The 18,840-nt window shown below is 48.2% G+C and carries 14 protein-coding genes; 5 read left to right on the forward strand and 9 right to left on the reverse strand.

The genetic code is table 11. The features are described 5' to 3' along the window. Position 1: 1 nt before the first annotated feature. Both NZM01_09170 and NZM01_09175 read right to left on the reverse strand, forming a co-directional pair. Complete coding sequence (locus tag NZM01_09170) at positions 2-1,699, reverse strand: VWA domain-containing protein (protein ID MCS6960205.1); 1,698 nt, start codon at positions 1,697-1,699, stop codon at positions 2-4. Between the two features lie 44 nt (positions 1,700-1,743). Beyond that, positions 1,744-3,549, reverse strand: coding sequence for a proline--tRNA ligase (locus NZM01_09175; protein MCS6960206.1), 1,806 nt, complete (start codon positions 3,547-3,549; stop codon positions 1,744-1,746). Between the two features lie 100 nt (positions 3,550-3,649). Here NZM01_09175 and argH point away from each other — a divergent pair, with 100 nt between their 5' ends. The 5 genes from argH (at position 3,650) to NZM01_09200 (ending at position 10,242) form a co-directional block, all read left to right on the forward strand. After that, positions 3,650-5,035, forward strand: coding sequence for an argininosuccinate lyase (gene argH / locus NZM01_09180; protein ID MCS6960207.1), 1,386 nt, complete (start codon positions 3,650-3,652; stop codon positions 5,033-5,035). Positions 5,036-5,082: 47 nt separating this feature from the next. Then, positions 5,083-5,367 carry a DUF427 domain-containing protein gene (locus NZM01_09185; protein MCS6960208.1) on the forward strand — a complete coding sequence of 95 codons (285 nt, stop codon included), beginning with the start codon at positions 5,083-5,085 and terminating at the stop codon, positions 5,365-5,367. 55 nt (positions 5,368-5,422) lie between these two features. After that, positions 5,423-5,968: a photosystem I assembly protein Ycf4 gene (locus tag NZM01_09190; GenBank protein MCS6960209.1), complete on the forward strand. Its 546-nt coding sequence runs from the start codon at positions 5,423-5,425 to the stop codon at positions 5,966-5,968. A 123-nt stretch (positions 5,969-6,091) separates the two neighbouring features. Further along, positions 6,092-7,141: a WD40 repeat domain-containing protein gene (locus NZM01_09195; protein MCS6960210.1), complete on the forward strand. Its 1,050-nt coding sequence runs from the start codon at positions 6,092-6,094 to the stop codon at positions 7,139-7,141. A gap of 35 nt (positions 7,142-7,176) precedes the next feature. After that, positions 7,177-10,242 (forward strand): hybrid sensor histidine kinase/response regulator, encoded by a 3,066-nt coding sequence (locus NZM01_09200; GenBank protein MCS6960211.1) that lies wholly within the window; start codon positions 7,177-7,179, stop codon positions 10,240-10,242. On the opposite strand, the gene NZM01_09205 is transcribed toward NZM01_09200, so the two are convergent. The 7 genes from NZM01_09205 to NZM01_09235 form a co-directional block, all read right to left on the reverse strand. Continuing rightward, entirely contained in the window at positions 10,228-10,998 is a 771-nt protein-coding gene (locus NZM01_09205) for an ABC transporter ATP-binding protein (protein ID MCS6960212.1), read from the reverse strand. The genes NZM01_09200 and NZM01_09205 overlap by 15 nt on opposite strands. A gap of 22 nt (positions 10,999-11,020) precedes the next feature. Then, complete coding sequence (locus tag NZM01_09210) at positions 11,021-11,851, reverse strand: Tab2/Atab2 family RNA-binding protein (protein MCS6960213.1); 831 nt, start codon at positions 11,849-11,851, stop codon at positions 11,021-11,023. Between the two features lie 529 nt (positions 11,852-12,380). Then, positions 12,381-13,424, reverse strand: a complete 1,044-nt coding sequence (cheB, locus tag NZM01_09215) for a chemotaxis-specific protein-glutamate methyltransferase CheB (GenBank protein ID MCS6960214.1) — start codon at positions 13,422-13,424, stop codon at positions 12,381-12,383. Further along, positions 13,421-13,831 carry a response regulator gene (locus tag NZM01_09220; GenBank protein ID MCS6960215.1) on the reverse strand — a complete coding sequence of 137 codons (411 nt, stop codon included), beginning with the start codon at positions 13,829-13,831 and terminating at the stop codon, positions 13,421-13,423. The genes cheB and NZM01_09220 overlap by 4 nt, the downstream gene beginning before the upstream one ends. After that, the gene (locus NZM01_09225) at positions 13,828-16,026 is read right to left on the reverse strand and encodes a response regulator (protein MCS6960216.1); all 2,199 of its coding nucleotides are present in this window, start codon (positions 16,024-16,026) and stop codon (positions 13,828-13,830) included. Before NZM01_09225 ends, NZM01_09220 begins: the two co-directional genes overlap by 4 nt. A gap of 2 nt (positions 16,027-16,028) precedes the next feature. Then, positions 16,029-17,384 (reverse strand): methyl-accepting chemotaxis protein, encoded by a 1,356-nt coding sequence (locus tag NZM01_09230; protein ID MCS6960217.1) that lies wholly within the window; start codon positions 17,382-17,384, stop codon positions 16,029-16,031. Positions 17,385-17,460: 76 nt separating this feature from the next. After that, the gene (locus NZM01_09235; protein MCS6960218.1) at positions 17,461-18,159 is read right to left on the reverse strand and encodes a methyl-accepting chemotaxis protein; all 699 of its coding nucleotides are present in this window, start codon (positions 18,157-18,159) and stop codon (positions 17,461-17,463) included. Positions 18,160-18,840: the final 681 nt, after the last annotated feature.

Consider the following 18,840-nt stretch of genomic DNA (forward strand, 5'->3'; position numbering starts at 1 on the left):
CTTAGAACTCCGTCTGTAAGTTCGCCATAACTTGATTGATGGTTTCAGGGTCCCCCTTGGAGTAATAGCCATTACCTACGCTAGCAATTTTTTGTAGCACATTGGGGTTAAATTCCCCTTCAGCACCAAAACCAACCGTAAACAAAGAAATACGGTCATCAGTGGTGAATCCACTCTTTTGAATTTCTGCTATCAAACTGTTCAAACTGATCTTAGAACCATTATCTTCACCGTCAGTCATCACAATTACAGCATTAATCGCATCGGGACGGCGGTTCTGACGCAGCCATTTCAACCCTTCTATGGTGGCGTCGTAGAGTTTTGTCCCTCCATCTACCTTGATTTGATTGATAAATTCTATGCCTTTGGCTTTCCCTGCAGGTGTGCCATCAATGAGGACAGGCGGACGAACTTCTGAATCAAAGTCAATGAAGGCGAGTTTGTCTTTGGGGGAAAGAGAATTTATGTAGCTTTGCAGAGCAGCTTGCACACTGGGCATCTTGTTCCCTGCCATGGAGCCAGAACTGTCAATTACTGCCACTACCATAGAAGGCTTTTTCGCTACCTCTACCCAGGCTTTGATCATGGCATCTACCACCTCAGGACGGGGCGATCGTAGGGAGTCGTAATTAGGCTGGGTCTCTACACCATTAGCAGGTGTGAATTGTGTGCCTAGGCTGATTCCAGGAACACCGGGACGTAGTCCTTTCTGGGCAGCTATCTCTTGCATGGGAGCGGAACGTAAAAATTCAATTACCTTCTCTGCCGCTTGGCGTTCTTCCTCACTCACCCAGGGTGCTTTGGGTAGAACTACCCGCATATTGGAGCTGTAGGTCGCTTTGGGATAGATGGCTTTGAATTTAGGCTGCCCAGGGGGAAGAATTTTATTAGCTTCAATGACCGAAGATTCATAGACTGCCCCTAGAGCTGCCCAGAACGGTCCATTGGTAGCCATGGCTTTTGCCAGTGCCCCTGTAGAAGTGCCGTAGCGCGTAACTTTGCTCTGAATTTTGGCAACTTGACTTTGATATTTTTTCACATCATCAACTGTCAACTGTTCGGGGCGTTTGCCTGATACTTCCACAAATTGGGCAACTAGAGCTTGCAGGCCGGAATTCGATCGGGTAGGAGCTGTATGGACAAAGTTGATGGCTTGGGGGGGAGCATTAGGGTCTAGGTCTCTGAAAGTCCTGGCATTGACGAGGGCACGGTAGGGAGCATCAGCTATTTTCTCAATCGGAGCAGCAAGGTTTTCCGGCACCATCAAGACCATGGGGGAATTGACCACTAGAGGTGCTTCTGTGACATCAGGGATATAGTTTTGTCCAGGGAAGATTTGATTGATTTGGTAAGCCAGTTGGGAGAGATAAATTTCCCCGTCAGTAGATATGAGGGTGGGAAATCTAGGGTCATCAGGGCTGATTCCTCCTTGTTTCAGTTGCTTAGCTAATCCCACCACTTCGTTGACTACATCCCCCGATCCCTTAATATCACAGGTAATCCCGATCGGTTTGCCGTTGTCTAGCTTGAGGGGTTGTTGTTGTAATTTTTGTTGGGCTTCGGTGCAAAATTCTTTGAGGGCACTGCCAAAGAGGAGCTGGATTTTAATCCCTGGCTGCTGTCCTCCGCCACCTGGATTACATCCCCAGAGTAAAGTCGTCAGCAGAGATAGCCCCAGCAACCACCGCCTGCAGGTCATAAAAATTCCTCCCCCTTACCACTCCGATATTACCTTACAGGGGATCACTTGGCTAGGGCTGCTCTTATTGCCTCCCGTAACCAATCCACAACCCGATCGATGGCTACATTCTCTGTCTTGCCGGTTTTGCGAGTAAATATTTCTACCTCTCCTTGAGCAATAGATTTGCCAGGCACAAGGCGATAGGGAATGCCCACTAGGTCAGCATCTTTGAACTTCACGCCTGCTCGCTCATCCCGATCGTCTAGGAGCACTTCCATCCCTGCCTGCTGCAATGCTTGATAGAGTTTTTCTGCTACCGCCATCTGCTCAGGGTTGGTGATATTGGGGACAGCAATGATTACCTGATAGGGAGCGATCGCTACATCCCAGATAATGCCATTTTGGTCGTGGGACTGTTCCACCGCCGCTTGGGCAAGGCGAGATACCCCCAGTCCATAGCAGCCCATCACCAGGGGAATTTCTGCCCCGGTTTCGTCCGTAAAGGTAGCACCCATAGCCTGGGAATACTTGGTACCCAGTTGAAAGATGTGCCCAACTTCAATCCCCCGTGCTACTTTCAAGGTTTGGCTGGGGTCATGTACTGCCCGATCGCCTGCCTGGGCTAGCCGAATGTCAACCACTTCAGGCAGGACATACTCTTTCCCCCAGTTAGCCCCTACCACATGGAAATCTGTCGCATTGCTGCCAGTAGCAAAACTGTGTAGGTCAACTACTGTTCGATCGGCTAGCCGCAGGAACTTGGCTATCACTGCAGGGTGCTTAGCAATGTAGTCATCACTCAGGTCAGGGGCGATGTAACCCACAGGTAAAGGCTGACTCTGCCACTGCTTTTGGGATTCCGCGTCAGCTACTTTCAAAGACAGGAGAGTTTTAGCACCGTAGTTGTTGGCACGTTTGGTAATTTCGTTGGCTAGTTTGACTTCGTTGACGGTTTGATCCCCGCGAATGCTGACCAAGACCAACAGGGTTTTGCCATTATCCAAGACAGCTTGATAGACAACTTGTTTGACAATTTGGGTGGGATGTACCTGCAAAAAAGCAGCCATGGTCTCGATCGTGGCGGTGTTGGGTGCTGCCACTCGGCGGAATTCTACCGGTGAACTCACCACAGGATCGGGTGGTAAAGACACAGCTTTTTCCACATTGGCAGCGTACTGTCCATCTTCGGTGTATAGGACTTGGTCTTCCCCCGCCTCTGCCAGAATCATAAACTCTTGGGAGCCTGAGCCACCGATCGCCCCTGAATCTGCCTCCACTGCCCGAAATTCCAGCCCGCACCGTCTGAGGATACGGCTGTAGCAGTTGTACATCTCCTGATAGGTCTCTTTGAGGCTGGCTTCGTTGGTGTGGAAGGAATAGCCGTCTTTCATGATAAATTCTCTGCCCCGCAGCAAGCCAAACCTGGGGCGAATCTCATCACGGAATTTGGTCTGAATTTGATAAAGATGGAGGGGTAACTGGCGATAGGAGCGGATCATGTCCTTGGCAATGGCGGTGATCACTTCTTCGTGGGTCGGTCCTAAACCCAGCTGCCGCTCCGCCCGATCGGTTAGAGAGAACATAATCCCTTCCGCCTTGGTGTAAGTATCCCAACGGCCTGAGGTCTGCCACAGCTCGGCTGGTTGTAACTGGGGTAGTAGGCACTCCTGGGCACCCGATCGGTGCATTTCTTCCCGCACAATATCACTGATTTTCTGTAAAACTCGCCACATCAAGGGCAAGTAGGCATAAATCCCGTTAGCAATCCGACGGATATAGCCAGCGCGCACCAGCAATTTGTGGCTAGGGAGTTCCGCATCCGCAGGGTCTTCCCGCAGCGTTACCCACAGCATTTGCGACAGACGCATACCGATTGATTGTGTGAAACAGCAGTGGCAACATCTTACCCTACGCATTGAATTTGGGATCAGGATAAGTTAAATTTAGGTAATTTCACTGAGTAATGATATGTCTGCCCCCTGGAGTCAACGGTTTGAGTTAGCTTTGCACCCCGCCATTGCGGAATTTAACGCCAGCATCCCCTTTGACATTGCTTTGTTGGAATATGACATCACAGGCTCCCAAGCCCACGCCCAAATGTTGGCGCACCAGGGCATCCTCACCCCCGAGGAAGCAGACACAATTGTCAAGGGTTTAGAACAAATCCGCCAGGAATACCGATCGGGTGCCTTTCAACCAGGCATAGAGGCAGAGGACGTGCATTTTGCGGTGGAAAGACGGCTGACAGAACTGATTGGTGACCTGGGTAAAAAACTGCACACTGCCCGCTCTCGCAATGACCAAGTAGCTACTGATGTCCGCCTGTACTTGCGGGAACAAATTCAGCTCATTAAATCTGACCTCCACAACTGGCAGCAAACTTTAGTGAACCTGGCAGAACACCACCTAGATACCCTCATTCCTGGCTATACGCACCTGCAACGGGCACAACCCATTAGCCTTGCCCATCATTTGCTAGCCTACTTTGAAATGGCAGAACGGGACTACCAACGCCTCACAGAAATCTACCAACGGGTAAACATCTGTCCTTTGGGGGCAGGCGCACTGGCAGGCACCACTTTCCCCATCGATCGGGCTTATACTGCCCAGCTACTCAACTTCCAAGGAGTGACCCGCAACAGCCTAGATAGTGTCAGCGATCGGGATTTTGTGGTGGAGTTTTGTTGTGCCAGTAGCCTGATCATGGTGCATTTGAGTCGACTGGCGGAAGAAGTAATTCTCTGGTCATCCCAGGAATTTCAGTTTGTCCTGCTGAGCGATCGGGTCAGCACAGGTTCCAGCATCATGCCCCAAAAGAAAAACCCCGATGTGCCAGAGTTAGTGCGGGGCAAAGCAGGGCGCGTCTTTGGGCATTTACAAGCCATATTAACTGTCCTCAAGGGCTTACCCCTTGCCTACAACAAAGATATGCAGGAAGACAAAGAACCTCTCTTTGATACTGTTAAAACTGTGCGTGCCTGTCTGCAGGCGATGACCATCCTGCTGCAAGAGGGTTTATCTTTTCGGGTTGATTCCCTCTATCGAGCGGTACACAGTGACTTTTCCAATGCTACGGATGTGGCTGACTACCTAGCTGCCAAGGGCATCCCCTTCCGGGAGGCTTACAACATTGTCGGACGCATCGTCAAAACTTGCATTGAAGAAGATATTTTGTTAGAACAACTCCCCCTCGATCGGTGGCAAGCATTTCATCCTCTTTTTGGTGAGGACATTTACGACGCTATCACTCCTGAACATGTAGTAGCTGCCCGCCGCAGTTACGGTGGTACTGCCCTAGAACAGGTGAAACTACAACTAGAGGAAGCAAAGAGAATCCTACAGGAGAGAGGTTAAACCAACCAAGCAGCATTGATAGAATGGGGGCAGTTTAGGTGAAACTTATGGCGAAAGCAATTTGGAATGGGGCAGTGATTGCTGAGTCCGATCGGTGTGAGATTGTAGAAAACAACTACTACTTTCCCCCCGAAGCGGTAAAAAAAGAATACTTACAACCATCCGACCATCACACCACCTGTGGCTGGAAGGGAGTAGCTAGTTACTACAACGTAGTTGTGGATGGCAAAGTCAATCCCAACGCTGCCTGGTACTACCCCGACCCCAAACCCGCTGCCCAAAATATCAAAGGCTACATTGCTTTTTGGAAAGGAGTACAAGTTCAACCCTGACATACCTCATTGCGCCCAGGGCTGGCAGAATGGAATCGTAGATTAAAACGACTGTATGACTACTGAAGTTCTGCGCTATAGTATTCTTGGTTCCCGTCGCTTCAGTAACTACTTTTTCGCTGTGGTGGTAGCGATCGGCGGCATTGGTTTTACCTTGGGAGGACTATCTAGCTTTTTCCAGGTTGACCTGCTTCCCACCGCCGACCTCAAGGATTTGCAATTTATTCCCCAGGGGCTGGCACTTAGTTTCTATGGCATTGCGGGCATTTTGTTAGACATTTACCTCTGGCTGGTGATTATTCTAGACGTAGGGGGTGGTTACAACGAATTCGATCGGAGCAAGGGCATTGTCACCATTCATCGGCGGGGCTTTTGGGGCAAAAATCGCGTAATTCATTTAGAATACCCCTTACAGGATGTGCTGGCTGTGCGGGTAGAAATTAGGGGTGGCTTAAATCCGCGGCGAGAACTGTATTTGAAAGTGAAAGGCAAACGGGACATCCCCCTAACGGAGGTGCGTGACCCCCTCCCTCTATCTGTCTTAGAAGAACGGGCGGCAGAGTTGGCAAAATTCCTGGGTGTTCCCCTAGAGGGTTTGTAAGAGCTTTTTTATAGAAATACAAGAAAGTTCACAAAAACCTGAGTAAAAGCTAAGGTTCATTACAGGCAGTTTTCGTCTGTTGTGTCTGTGGGTTAACTTAACCCCAGAGAGTTGCTACTGTCCATGCAAATCACAGACAATACGGTTTACTATTTACGTCGCTCTGGCGTTCCCCTGGTGCCTGTTATGGTGTTTATCTTCTGTTTATGTTTGGGGATGGGTTTTGCCACAATCTTTGGTGCCTATCATCAACCGCGCTGGGTGGGAGCAGAAACTTTGGTGCAGGTGCAATCTTTACATCTCAAGATCAGAGAAGTCAGGAGTTTTATCGCCCATCCCACCAGTGTGACTAGTGTTAGCTTCAGTCCCGATGGCAACAGCCTACTAACCACTTCCTCTGATGGACAGATACGGTGGTGGGACAACCAGGGGAACATGACCCGATCGCTACGGAGGGATGACAGTATTTTGTGGTCAGGGAGCTTCAGTCCCGATGGTAGTTTAGTAGTGATTGGCAAGCAGGATGGCACAGCGGAGGTATGGAACCAGGGGGGGCAACTTGTCACTGTCTTGAAGGGGCACAAAGACTGGGTAAACCAGGCTCAGTTCAGTCCCCAGGGCGATCGGATTTTGACGGCTAGTTCTGACGGTACGGCACGGTTATGGAATTTGCAGGGACAGTTGCTTATGACGTTAACGGGGCATCAGGGAGCAGTGTGGAGTGCCAGTTTCAGCCCCAATGGCAGATTTATTGCTACGGGGGGCAGTGACAACACCGTGAGGCTCTGGGATGGGCAGGGGCGATTAGTCAATCAGTTTCGCGGTCACACCCAGTGGGTGAGGGATGTGGTGTTTAGTCCCGATGGCAAAACGATCGCTTCCGCCAGCAATGACGGCACCATTAGGTTGTGGAGTTTAAGTGGCAAGTCCGTAGTTTTACAGGGGCATGGCAACGTAGTACGGCGGGTGCGATTTGCCCCTAATGGGAGGTTTTTAGCTTCAGCGGGGCAGGATGGCACCGTGCGTATCTGGGATAACCAGGGCAATGAAATCAGCAAACTCAACGCCCACAAAGATTGGGTCATTGGTCTCAGTTTTAGTCCCGATGGTCGTTATTTGGCTTCCAGTGCCGCTGACTTGACAGTCAAATTGTGGGACTTGGGGGGTAGCTAAGCTAAAATTGTGGCAGTACAGGCAGACAATGAGCGATGGCTATCAATCCCGAAATTCGCGACCAGGCGTACCAGTTCTTCTGTCAAGAGGCAACAGAGTTTTTACATACGATCGAGGAAGGTTTACTTACCCTCAGAAACGATCGGAGCACTGCCAATGTCCATAGAATCATGCGGGCAGCCCATTCCATCAAGGGGGGAGCAGCTAGTGTCGAACTAGAAGGGATTAAGAAAATTGCTCACAAATTGGAAGATGTCTTTCGTGCTCTTTACAACTGGGAGGGGGAAATCGATCGGGACATGGAAGAACTTCTCCTGCATGCCTTTGATGCCCTGCGTACTCCCTTAATGGCACAAATCCAAACGGGCACATACAATGAAGCCGATGCTCTTGCCCATGCCCAACCCATCTTTGAGACCCTAGAAGCCCTCCTAGGCGAAAGTCTGCATCAGGTAGACAAAGCTCTGCCGACGGCGGCAGAATTGGGAGTAGATATTGCGGCAGTAGTCTTTAGTGGGGATGTGCAACAGGGCATTGAGCACCTAGAGAGTGTGTTGCAAGACCCCCAAGCAGAGGTAGTAGGCGAATTTCGGGCAGAAGCAGAGGTATTTGCTGGCATTGGCGAGTTGTTGAATCTACCAGGGTTTACCGCCATTGCCCGGGCGGTCTTAGCAGCTATCAATCAACATCCCCAGCACATCCGAGAGATTGCCCCCATTGCTATTGCTAATTTCCGTGCTGCCCAAGCCCAAGTTTTAGCAGGAGACCGCCAAGAGGGGGGAAAGCCCAGCCCTGACCTACTGCGATGGACGGAATCACCAGCAGCCCTCCAGACGGAAAAAAAAGACCGCCTCCTGCCCTCGGAAGAATTAAACTTTGACAGTTGGCTAGAAGAAGACTTTACCCTACCGATCGAGCCTATGGAGGACAATCTGGTGGCGGATTTGGGGGAGTGGCTGACAGAAGAAGAAGAATCAACTGTCTTGCAGGATTTGACAGAGATTACTAGCGACATAGAGGACTGGCTACCAGAGGGGGGAGAGGAGGAAGAAGTCACCATCATTCAAGTAGCTTCTACCAGCAGTGATGCAGAGAATTGGCTGACAGAAGAAAAAGCAAGGACAGCGCCTATAGCAAGGCGAGAACCTGCTCCCCAGATAGAACCCCAGAGAGCTGAAAAAACTGCCCCCGATCGTACACCTGCCCAGATGACAGAAGTGATCAGGGTAGATTTGCAGAGGTTAGAGCGGTTGAACAACTTAGTAGGGGAATTAGTGACAGCGGAAAATGGCACAGAACTACAGCTACAACAATTACAGAGTGCCATCAAACAACTCCAAGAACGCTTTACTATTTTTGAACGACTGAATCGCAATCTGCAAACCTGGTTAGACCAAAGTCAGAAAATTCAGGTGAGAAATGCCCTGCGCACTCAGGATCAAGAATTTGACCCCCTGCAAATGGACTACTATAGTCCCCTGTACACCATGATTCAGGAATCTATCGAAGAGATTGCCCAGATGGGGGAAAAGGTACAGGACATTACCCTGGTTGCTCAGGAGGCAAGAAACATTCAACGGAAAAAGCAACAGACCCTACGGCAGTTAAGAAATGACTTACTATGGGCACGCATGTTGCCTCTGGGGGATATATTGAATCGCTTCCCCCGCATGGTAAGGGATTTATCGTTGAAATATCAGAAGGCAGTTAGTTGTCGAGTAGTGGGGGCAAACACCCTAGTGGACAAACAGATGCTCGAAAAACTCTATGACCCCCTGGTACATTTAGTGCGCAATGCTTTTGATCACGGTATTGAAAATTCTCCTGCGGAGAGAGCGTCCCTGGGCAAAGCAGAGGAGGGCATGATTGAAATTCGCGCCTATCACCAGGGTAACCAAACGTTTATTGTAGTACAGGATGACGGCAGAGGAATTGACCCCCAAAAGGTAGTCAGCAAGGCGATTGAAAAGGGAATTATCACCCCTGACCAAGCCCAGAGTTTAAGTCAGCAGCAGATTTATGAATTACTCTTTGCCCCTGGCTTTTCCACAGCGGATAAAGTTACCGACCTGTCGGGGCGAGGGATGGGTATGGATGCTGTCTTGTCCCAAGTGCAGGCCCTCAAAGGTAGTATCACGATCGAGTCGGAGGTAGGGAAAGGAACAGTCTTTACCTTGCGCTTCCCCCTTACCCTGACGATTAGTAAGTTGTTGATTGCGCGGGTACAGGGTCGCCCGTTGGCAGTGCCCGTGGATTCTCTAGTATCTGTCATTTCCACCGACCGATCGGCAATTGAGACAATATGGGGGAAAGAATTCTACCGCTATGACAGAATCTTGGTGCCCATATATCCCAGCCATTTTTTGGGAAGTCATTATCCGCTCCCCGCTGTTGTCAGTAAAGTGCAGGCAGGTTTAGATTTGCCTGAAGACACTGTACCGTTACTGTTGATTGCCCTGGGCAACAGAACGATCGCCTTGCTGGCAGAACAGATCATTACCGAACAGGAACTGGTGATCAAGCCCTTTAGTCCCCTCATTCCCCATCCCAGTTATTTTTATGGTTGTACGATTTTGGGGGATGGTTCACTGGTACCTGTCCTGGATACTGCTGCCCTCATCAGTCAGTGGTTAGAAACCCAGGGCAGTGCTCCCGCGGTTACGCCAGTTACTGTTCCTACTGTGAGCTTTGCGGTTGGCGAGTCTCACCGAGCGGCTGTGCCCACGATTTTAGTGGTTGATGATTCTCTCACTGCCAGACAAACTTTGGCTCTAACCCTAGAACGGGCAGGTTATGAGGTGGTGCAAGCGGGGGATGGACAAGAGGCGCTGGACAAGTTGAAAAAACACAACATCAAAGCTGTCTTTTGCGATGTGGAAATGCCTGTGATGAATGGATTTGAATTTTTAACTAACTGTCGCAAAGAATACAGTGCCGATCGGTTACCTGTAATCATGCTCACCTCCAGGGCGGGGGAACGCCATCGGGGCATTGCCAAGTTACTAGGGGCTAATCACTACCTGACCAAACCATTTTTGGAAGGAGATTTGTTGCAAACTCTACAGAATTGTCTGTCCCAAACTGCCCTAGTCTCTACCTAGGTAGGCTTCTAGGACCCGATCGTTGTGCATAATCTCCTGGGGAGTACCATCGGCAAGGTTTTGTCCTTCTGCCAAGACCCAAATGTGACTGCACAGAGACATGATCACATCCATGTTATGTTCAATAATGAGGAAACTGATGCCATCTCTATTCCAGGTTTGAATGTAATCACAGATACTTTCTAGCAGAGCGGGATTGACACCAGCGGCTGGTTCATCTAGGAGGATTAACTTGGGTCTGGTCATCAAGGTTCTAGCTAATTCCAGGAGTTTGCGCTGTCCCCCCGACAGACTACCAGCATATTGGTCTTTCATCTCCTCTAAACCAACGGAAGCTAAAAACTCCCTGGCTTCTTCCCGCCGTTGTCTTTCTTCCTGGGCAATTTTTTTACCCCGTAACCATACATTCCAGAACTTCTCCCCTGTCTGATTGGGGGCACCCAGTAGCATGTTTTCCATGACCGTCAAACGGGCGAGCACTCGTGGTACTTGGAATGTGCGGACCATGCCCAGCTGGGCGATTTGGTGGGGGGACTTGTTCCCGATGGGATAGCCGTCAAAATAGACACGCCCCCGATCGGGGGGAATAAAATTACAGAGCAAATTAAAAAACGTCGTCTTGCCGGCACCGTTGGGACCAATCAAGCCCGTGATACTACCCCGCGGTACCTCGATACCCGCTTCATAAACCGCCTGGACACCACCAAAGCGTTTGCAGAGATTTTCCGCTTTGAGAATCGGTACTGTTTGAGTCATGGCAATTTCCCCCTTTGCACACCTAAATCTGTTTTAACAGCCAAAATCCCGCTAACTTTTCCTCCGCTGGTGTTCTCTGCAGACAGAGAAAATGGACACCCCCTGCCTCCTGTTTGGCAGTTTCAAACTGGGCAGCCACCTCTAGGTCAGGAATATCTGCCACGATCCAACTACTATCGGCACCAGCGTCTAGGCGTAACTGTACTCGATCGTTACGGGGATAGAAGCGCAGAAACACAGGGTCAACCCCCGACATCCAGGCGGCAATAGCAGTAGCTCTGGGGGAAACCAGCAGCACCCCTGGGATAATCTGCTCAGGCGGGAGGGGACAGGGGAACAACTCACCAAAATCCATATCCCATTCCTCTGCCCTCTGCAACTCCGCCCCTGGGAGGGAAAGTACCTGCCAGCGATCGGCAACAAGGGCCGCGGGAAGGGGTTGGGGCACGATTTGACCAGGGGGGGTCAAGGGGAGGGGATTGGGGTCAGGAGCTTGGAAACCGGATTCCTGGGGATAGACAGTTGCCATTCGTTCCTGCAACCAGTCCGCCATAGCAAAGAGTCGCCGCGAAGCCTGGGGTAATAATCCCGCCTGTTGACAACCTCTAGTGATAATGTTGGTCATGCTAGAGCGAAAAAAACGCACCTTGAGGGGAGTTACGCCTGTTTGCTGCAGGAGTTGACTCAGTTCTTGCCCTAGCCAGGCAGAGTTAACAGTATCTGGGGGACAGCGTTGCACATAAGTAAAAGACCGATCGGGATTGCAAATCAACAACTCCCATATCTTTCTACCATTTTCATCTAGGACAGGGCGGGAATAGAAATCCAGTTCCCACCGCACAGGGTTTGCCATTGATACCTCAACTACTGCCGCCCTCTATTTTATACAGATTGACATACCCCCGCCCTAAAGGGCAGAGATTCTTGCCCTTGGTTTATCGACAACACTTACAAGTTCTAGTGTTCGGCGAGCTCACTCGAGCCGAGGTGTTTATCTCCCCATCAGTCGGCGAGGCAGTTCCCTTTTGCCTAAAAGTACTCAATCCCCTCTTTCCAGAGAAAAGCAGACTAGGTAAATTTACACTACCACCATACTGTTTTTTCTTGAAGACTGGATAAACTGAAGGCGCCTAATTGTCTGTTGTAACAGCACGCAACCTACCTCTCAGTGAGCATGGCTCTGTTCTTGTCGTTCCCACCATGCTTCAGTCCCTATAGCTAGAGCACGATTATAGACCAATCGGGTACAACTAATAGCCTTCTTGAGCAATACTGCTCGCTCTGGAGTCAGGTAAAAGTGGTACTGGTAGCTTTTTGTGCTATGGTCGACATCGACCCTAATTTTTTCAATGACAAGATGCTGGTTTTGGAGGATGGTTATCCTACAAGTAGTTCATAATAAATTGACTGATGGCTTCTATTTTCAGAGTATGTTGCACTACCCCCAAATCTATAGCTGCTTTGGGCATACCAAAAACCGCACAGCCCTCTTCATCCTGGGCTACTGTAACGCCTCCCGCCAAGGCAATTGTTTGTAATCCCTGTGCACCGTCATCTCCCATTCCCGTTAATAAAATACCCATGCATGCACTGCCATAATTCAATGCCACCGATCGAAACATGACATTTACGGAAGGACAGTGTCTCTCCATTTCATAGGGGGGTGACAGTATAATTTTTCCATATTTAGAAACCTCTAAGTTAAACTGATCGGGAGCATAGTAAACTATGCCTGGTTGTAATTCTTCCCCCACTTCAGCAATTTTTACTCGTAACTGACACTCCTGATTCATCCAGTTAACTAAGCCATCCAAAAAGCCAATGCTAATGTGTTGCGTGCAGAGAATTGGTAAGGGGAAGTCTTTGGGTAATTGGCAAAGAATCTTCCCTACTGCTTGCGGTCCACCTGTAGAAGCGCCGATGGCAATAATCTTTATTGAGTCATGTTTTTCTGTCTGAATTTTAGGCTGGACTGCCTGTCTAGGAAGAGCACTAGAAGTAGGAGATGGTCGGAGGGGACGGGTAAAAACTTTCACCCCTGCTAAGATGCGAATTTTTTGCACAATTTCCGATCGATCGTAGTCCTCTAATAACCCTGTTTCTGGTTTAGCTACAACATCAATTGCTCCTGCTTCCAATAGCTGAAATACATTTTGTTCTTGCCCTTTACCCACTCCCACACTGATAACTAAAATTGGCTTGGGATAGCGGGACATGAGTTGTCTAGTTAACTCTAACCCATCCATCCCTTTCATATACAAATCAGTACAAACTACGTCAGGGTTGACCTTAGGGATTTGCAGCAGAGCGTCTATACCGTTAGTGGCAGTTCCCACTAATTTAATGTCAGGAGCAGAGTCAATGATATTACTAAGAACCTGCAGAGCGATCGGTGAATCTTCTACAACAAAAACCCCGATCGTCATACTCTCTTACTAGCTAATACTTTAATTTTAGTGATTAAGGTATCCCGCAATCTTTCGTAGTCCGTAGCTGTACCACTGGTAGGCTTGGGGAAGAAGTCTAGTGCCCCTGCTTGCATTAAATTGAAGATATTATCAACATCTGTGGGATGCACAGCATTGCTGATGACTAATACTGGACGGGGAAACTGTTGCATCACTGCCTTAGTGAACTCTAAACCATCCATATTAGGCATTTGCAAATCTGTACAAATTACATCGGGATTCGTACGGGCAATTACCTGCAATCCCTCTACCCCATCTGTTGCTGTACCTACTACTTCCACCTCCCCTGAAGAATTAATCAGCCGTTGGAGAATCTCCAAAGCCACGATCGAGTCTTCAATCAGCACTACCCTAATCTTACTCATGCAGCTAACCTCCTAATCGTACTTAACAACACACTTTGATCAAAATCACCTTTAGTAATGTAAGCATTAGCACCAGCTTTGAGTCCCCTTTCTCGGTCTTGGGCTTTAGCAAGGGTGGTGACAAGGATGATAGGAATTCTTGTGTTAGCTGACCTAATTCTTTGGGTCATTTCTATACCGTTGAGGTTAGGCATTTCTACGTCGGAAACCACCACATCAAATTTGTCCTGCTGAAACTTTTGCAGCCCATCCAACCCATCCACAGCAACAGTCACAAGATAACCTTCCTTTTCCAAGATACGTCTTAACTGAGTGCGAATCGGCAGAGAATCTTCTACTAGCAAAACTTTGAGGGGTGGCCTCTCTGGTGCTGTAAAACTATCTATGGAAGAGCAAGACTTACCGCTTAGCAATGCAGATACATTTAGGACATAACAAATACTGCCGTCACTGAGAAGAGTTGACCCTAACAGTTGTGGTGCCTTAACCAAGCTCACTTCCCGCAGTTGCACTTCTTGATAATCAGTAATGGCTTCTACAATTAAACCCTGCTTACTCTCGTTTGTCTGGACAATGACACAGGGGTAGACCTTATGCCTACCGCTACGATGTTGCTGCAAAATATCTGCTAAAAAGCTAACAGGCAGATTCTGCCCTTGCCAAATAATCTGGGGTCGATCGGCTACCATTACTACCTCCTCTGGTCGCACTAATAGGGAGGTTACTACATAATCGATCGGTATCCCATAGAAAACTCCGCTGCTCCTGACAACCAAGGTAGGAACAACACTGCGGTTAGCTCTTAAAATTAGGCGGAATACACATCCAACTCCCACTTGGGATTCTAATCGAATTTGACCCTGTAAACGATTGATTGCATCCTTTACTACGTCTAAACCAACACCTCTGCCAGAAATTTCACTGACCTCTGTTTTAGTAGAAAAGCCTGGACGAAATATGAGACTTTGTATCTCCTCCTTAGACATTAAAGCGAGTTCAGCAGGAGTAATAATACCTTTTTCTACAGCAGCCCGTCCAATTTTTTCTGTGTCCAGTCCCCGACCATCATCTGTTACCTCAATCAGGATTTCATTACCCTGCACCTTACCTACCAGGGATATATTGCCTGTAGCAGGCTTACCAAGAGCAACTCTTTCAGCAGGAGACTCTATACCGTGATCAATGGCATTGCGTAACAGATGGCTGAGGGGAGCTTTGATCTCCTCCAAAATCTTCCGATCGACGAGATTTTCTGCCCCTGTAATGGTGAAATTCACTTCTTTATTTTGACTCTTGGCAATGTCTCTGACTGTGCGGGGGAACAAATTGAAAATAGTAGAAAATGGTAGTAGTTGTAACTCTCTAATGTCCTGAGCTAGTTGTTCTGCAACCACCCTTAGACGAGTGCTATCATTTTCCAAGTTGGTCTGCAATTTGGGGAGAATTTCCCCTATACGGTTAAGAACAATCTCCTTCTGCTCACTTCTGCCAAGTATTACTTCTTCCCACAGCTGACTCAGACTACGCACTAGCTCTAATTGTCGACTCAAACGTTGCTGGGTAACTGCTATTTCTCCCGTGTATTGTAAAAGTGCATCTAGTTCAGATAACTCAACCCGTACTGTATCTAGTTGCTCAGGTTTAACTTCAATTTCAGGGGCAGTAGCAATCGGTTTAGTGTCTTTCTCTTCTTGGATTACCCTTTCCCTCTCCTGCGCTAATGCCAGAAGCGCTGCAAGGTCATCCTCACCTTCCTGAGATAGTTCTGGGACAGGAATTTCTGCTAGGGGAATCGGAGGAGTTGCTTCACTTTCTCCTAGAACTGCCATCATTTCCGCTGCAATGTGGAACGCACTGACATTGGCTGGTTCACCCGTTACTGCTTCCTGGGCGATTTTTTTGATAGCATCTAAACCTGTGAACAAGGTCTCAAATACACTAGGAGAAAATCGATGCGTACCTTGCTTAATACCACTGAGAATGTCTTCTAGGTGATGGGTAAGAGTCTCTGCATCTTTGACTCCCAACATCCGTGAGTCACCCTTCAGGGAGTGGGCGTGTCTTAGCAACTCCTCCAGCTTCTTTTGATCCTGAGGATTCCTTTCTAGGTGTAATAAGCCCTCCTCCAGCTTAGCTATATGCTCAGCACTAGCTACTTTGTAGAGGGATCGTAATTCCTCATCTTCTATCATCATAATTAAATTTGCTCCTTCAATAACGATATGGAATCTGATAACTGCCCCAGAGCTAGTTTTACTTGATTAACACCACTAGCAGACTCCTGTGCCCCTAGATTAATCGCATTCATTGCTGATACTGCCTGCTGTACTCCTACTGCTTGCTGCTTAGCACTGAGGGTAATCTGTTGGACATTCATAGATATTGTTTGGGCAGCACTGACGATATTATGGAAAAATTCTAGCGTAATTTGGGCTAGCTGCATGCTCTCTGCCGCTGTTTTTGTTCCCTGGTCTGTAACCATCACAGTTGAGTTGATGGAGGCTTGAATGTCTTTAACTAAGTCACCAATTTTTTCTGCTGAGGCTTTACTTTGGTCAGCTAGTTTGCGCACCTCCTGGGCTACAACTGTAAAACCTTTCCCCTGCTCCCCTGCCCTTGCTGCTTCTACCGCGGCATTGAGCGCCAGTATGTTTGTTTGATTGGCAATGTCTGCTACAAGTTGGGAGACCGCAGAAATCTGGGCTGTTTGCTCACTAAGGTGCACAATTTTTTCTGCAATGGCGGTAACATTGTCCTTAACCAGGCTAATTCCCTGGATAGTTTTCTGAACTGACTCACTTCCCGCCTGACACAATTCTAAACTCTTCTGGGCACTACTAGAAGCGGTAACTGCCTGCTCAGCTGATTGACGGGAAGATGCCCCTAGCTCCTCCATTGTGATGGTGGTTTGGTTAACAGAAACTGCTTGCTGGGAAATTACTTTTTCCTGCTCTACCATAGAACTGGAAATCTGGGCTGCTGTACTCGCAATTTCAGCGGTTGTACGCACTAACAACTGTATAATTCCCCTGACAAGCACGATCGTTAAAATTATTGCCCCAAAGACCAAAACTGTGGAGATCAGTTCAAATAGCCTCAATCTATTCTCCCGCTTTTTCGCCAAGTCCTCTGCTACTTTCACCGCCCGATCGGTGGTTTCAAAAAAGGACTCACTCAGGGCAAATAATTCTTTTGGATCAGGGTTAGGTTGGCTAACTAGCTCATCAATGGGACGAAATTCCCTCTGTACCTGTGTCATGATTTCTTGATAGCCTCGATCGTTAATTTTAGGCAAGCCAAGTTCCCGATCGCCGTTCAGCAATCCGTTGATTCTTTTGTTGGTTCTGTCCTTAAGTTTAGCAATCGTTTCAGGGTTACCACCAAACAACTTCAACTTGACTAACCTCTGTGTTCCCCCTCGCACTAAGCCTGACTGATTAACTACAGGTGCAATCTCTGTGATACTGTTAGCCAGAATGGTGACAATAATTTCAATAATCCCAACAGCTACAATACTACCAACAACTACTGCCCCTTTAGTCTGAACTTTCATATCTCCCAGAACCTCCTAGCATTGTAGTTATTGTTTCTAACATCTGTTGTAGGTTACAAAAGTAGTGAAGATAACATTAAATTTGCTCCTTCAGCAATTGTGCCGACTCCGATAGTTGCTGGATAGCTGATTTGACTTGCGCCACACTGGCACTAGCTTCTTTCGCTCCCAAGTTAATCGCATTCATCGCCGACACTGCTTGTTGGACTCCCACCGCCTGTTGTTTGGCACTAAGGGCTATTTGCTGGGTACTGACCGCAATCGTTTCTACTGCCTTTACCAAGTTTTCAAACGCCCGCAAAGTCTCCTGGGCTAGTCGCATACTCTCATTGGCTGTCTTTGTCCCTTGATCAGTCACCATTACAGACGAATTGATCGAAGATTGGATTTCTCTGATGAGATTGCTGATTTTCTCGGCGGATGCCTTACTCTGGTCTGCCAGTTTACGTACTTCTTGAGCTACAACACCAAAACCCTTACCCTGCTCCCCTGCTCTAGCGGCTTCTACTGCAGCATTCAAAGCGAGAATGTTGGTCTGATTGGCAATGTCGGCCACCAGGTCAGATACTGTGGAGATCTGGGCAGTTTGTTCACTCAGTTGCACAATCTTCTCAGCGATCGATGTCACCGTATCTTTGACTGCAATGATACCTTGTAGTGTCCTCTGTACTGATTCGCTACCTGTATTACACAACTCCAAGCTTTTCTGAGCAGTGGAAGAAGAGGCAATGGCTTGTTCAGCAGACTGACGGGAAGAAGCTCCCAACTCCTCCATTGTAGTTGTAGTCTGATTGACAGAGACAGCCTGTTGTGAGATGACTTTTTCCTGCTCTGCCATAGAAGCAGCAATCTGGGAAGTAATGCTGGCAAATTCTGCCACTGTTTTGTTGGTACCTTGGGCAATCGACTGAACTATAAGAACAGCCATCACTACACCAATCAGGATAGTTAGTATGAGGGCTGACAGTGCGTAATAAATAGTAAGATTAGCACTACGCACTACTAAATTTCGCTTAGATGTGTAGTTTTCTCGCGCTAGATTGGCAAGTTCGTCTGCAACTCTTCTAGTATCAGCTGCCAAGCTTTCCCTCTCATCTGAGTACCATAAATTTTCTGCTTCTGCCTTTTTACCAGTGGTTAATAGTTGGATGAACCGATCGTTAAGTTCCTGATTTTTGGCAAGTAGATTCTCTAGCTCCCTATACTTAGTTTCTATCACGGTGAAGTTCAGCAAGTTAGGTCTTGAGTCGACAATCTGTTGTATCTTAGCTAGATGGTCTCGTTGAACTTTGTTAAATTGGTCAATCCTTTCCACAGAAGTTGTTCGTTTGCCAGCCGCTAATAATAACTCAGCTAACTCGTAGTTAATAGCAGTGCCAGTTACTTGTGTCGCAAGTGACTCCTCAACCAACTGTTTACTCTGGTCTCTTTCCTGCCGATACCTGTTAGTATTCCT

This window comes from Pseudanabaenaceae cyanobacterium SKYG29 (assembly GCA_025055675.1).
GTDB lineage: Bacteria > Cyanobacteriota > Cyanobacteriia > Pseudanabaenales > Pseudanabaenaceae > M5B4.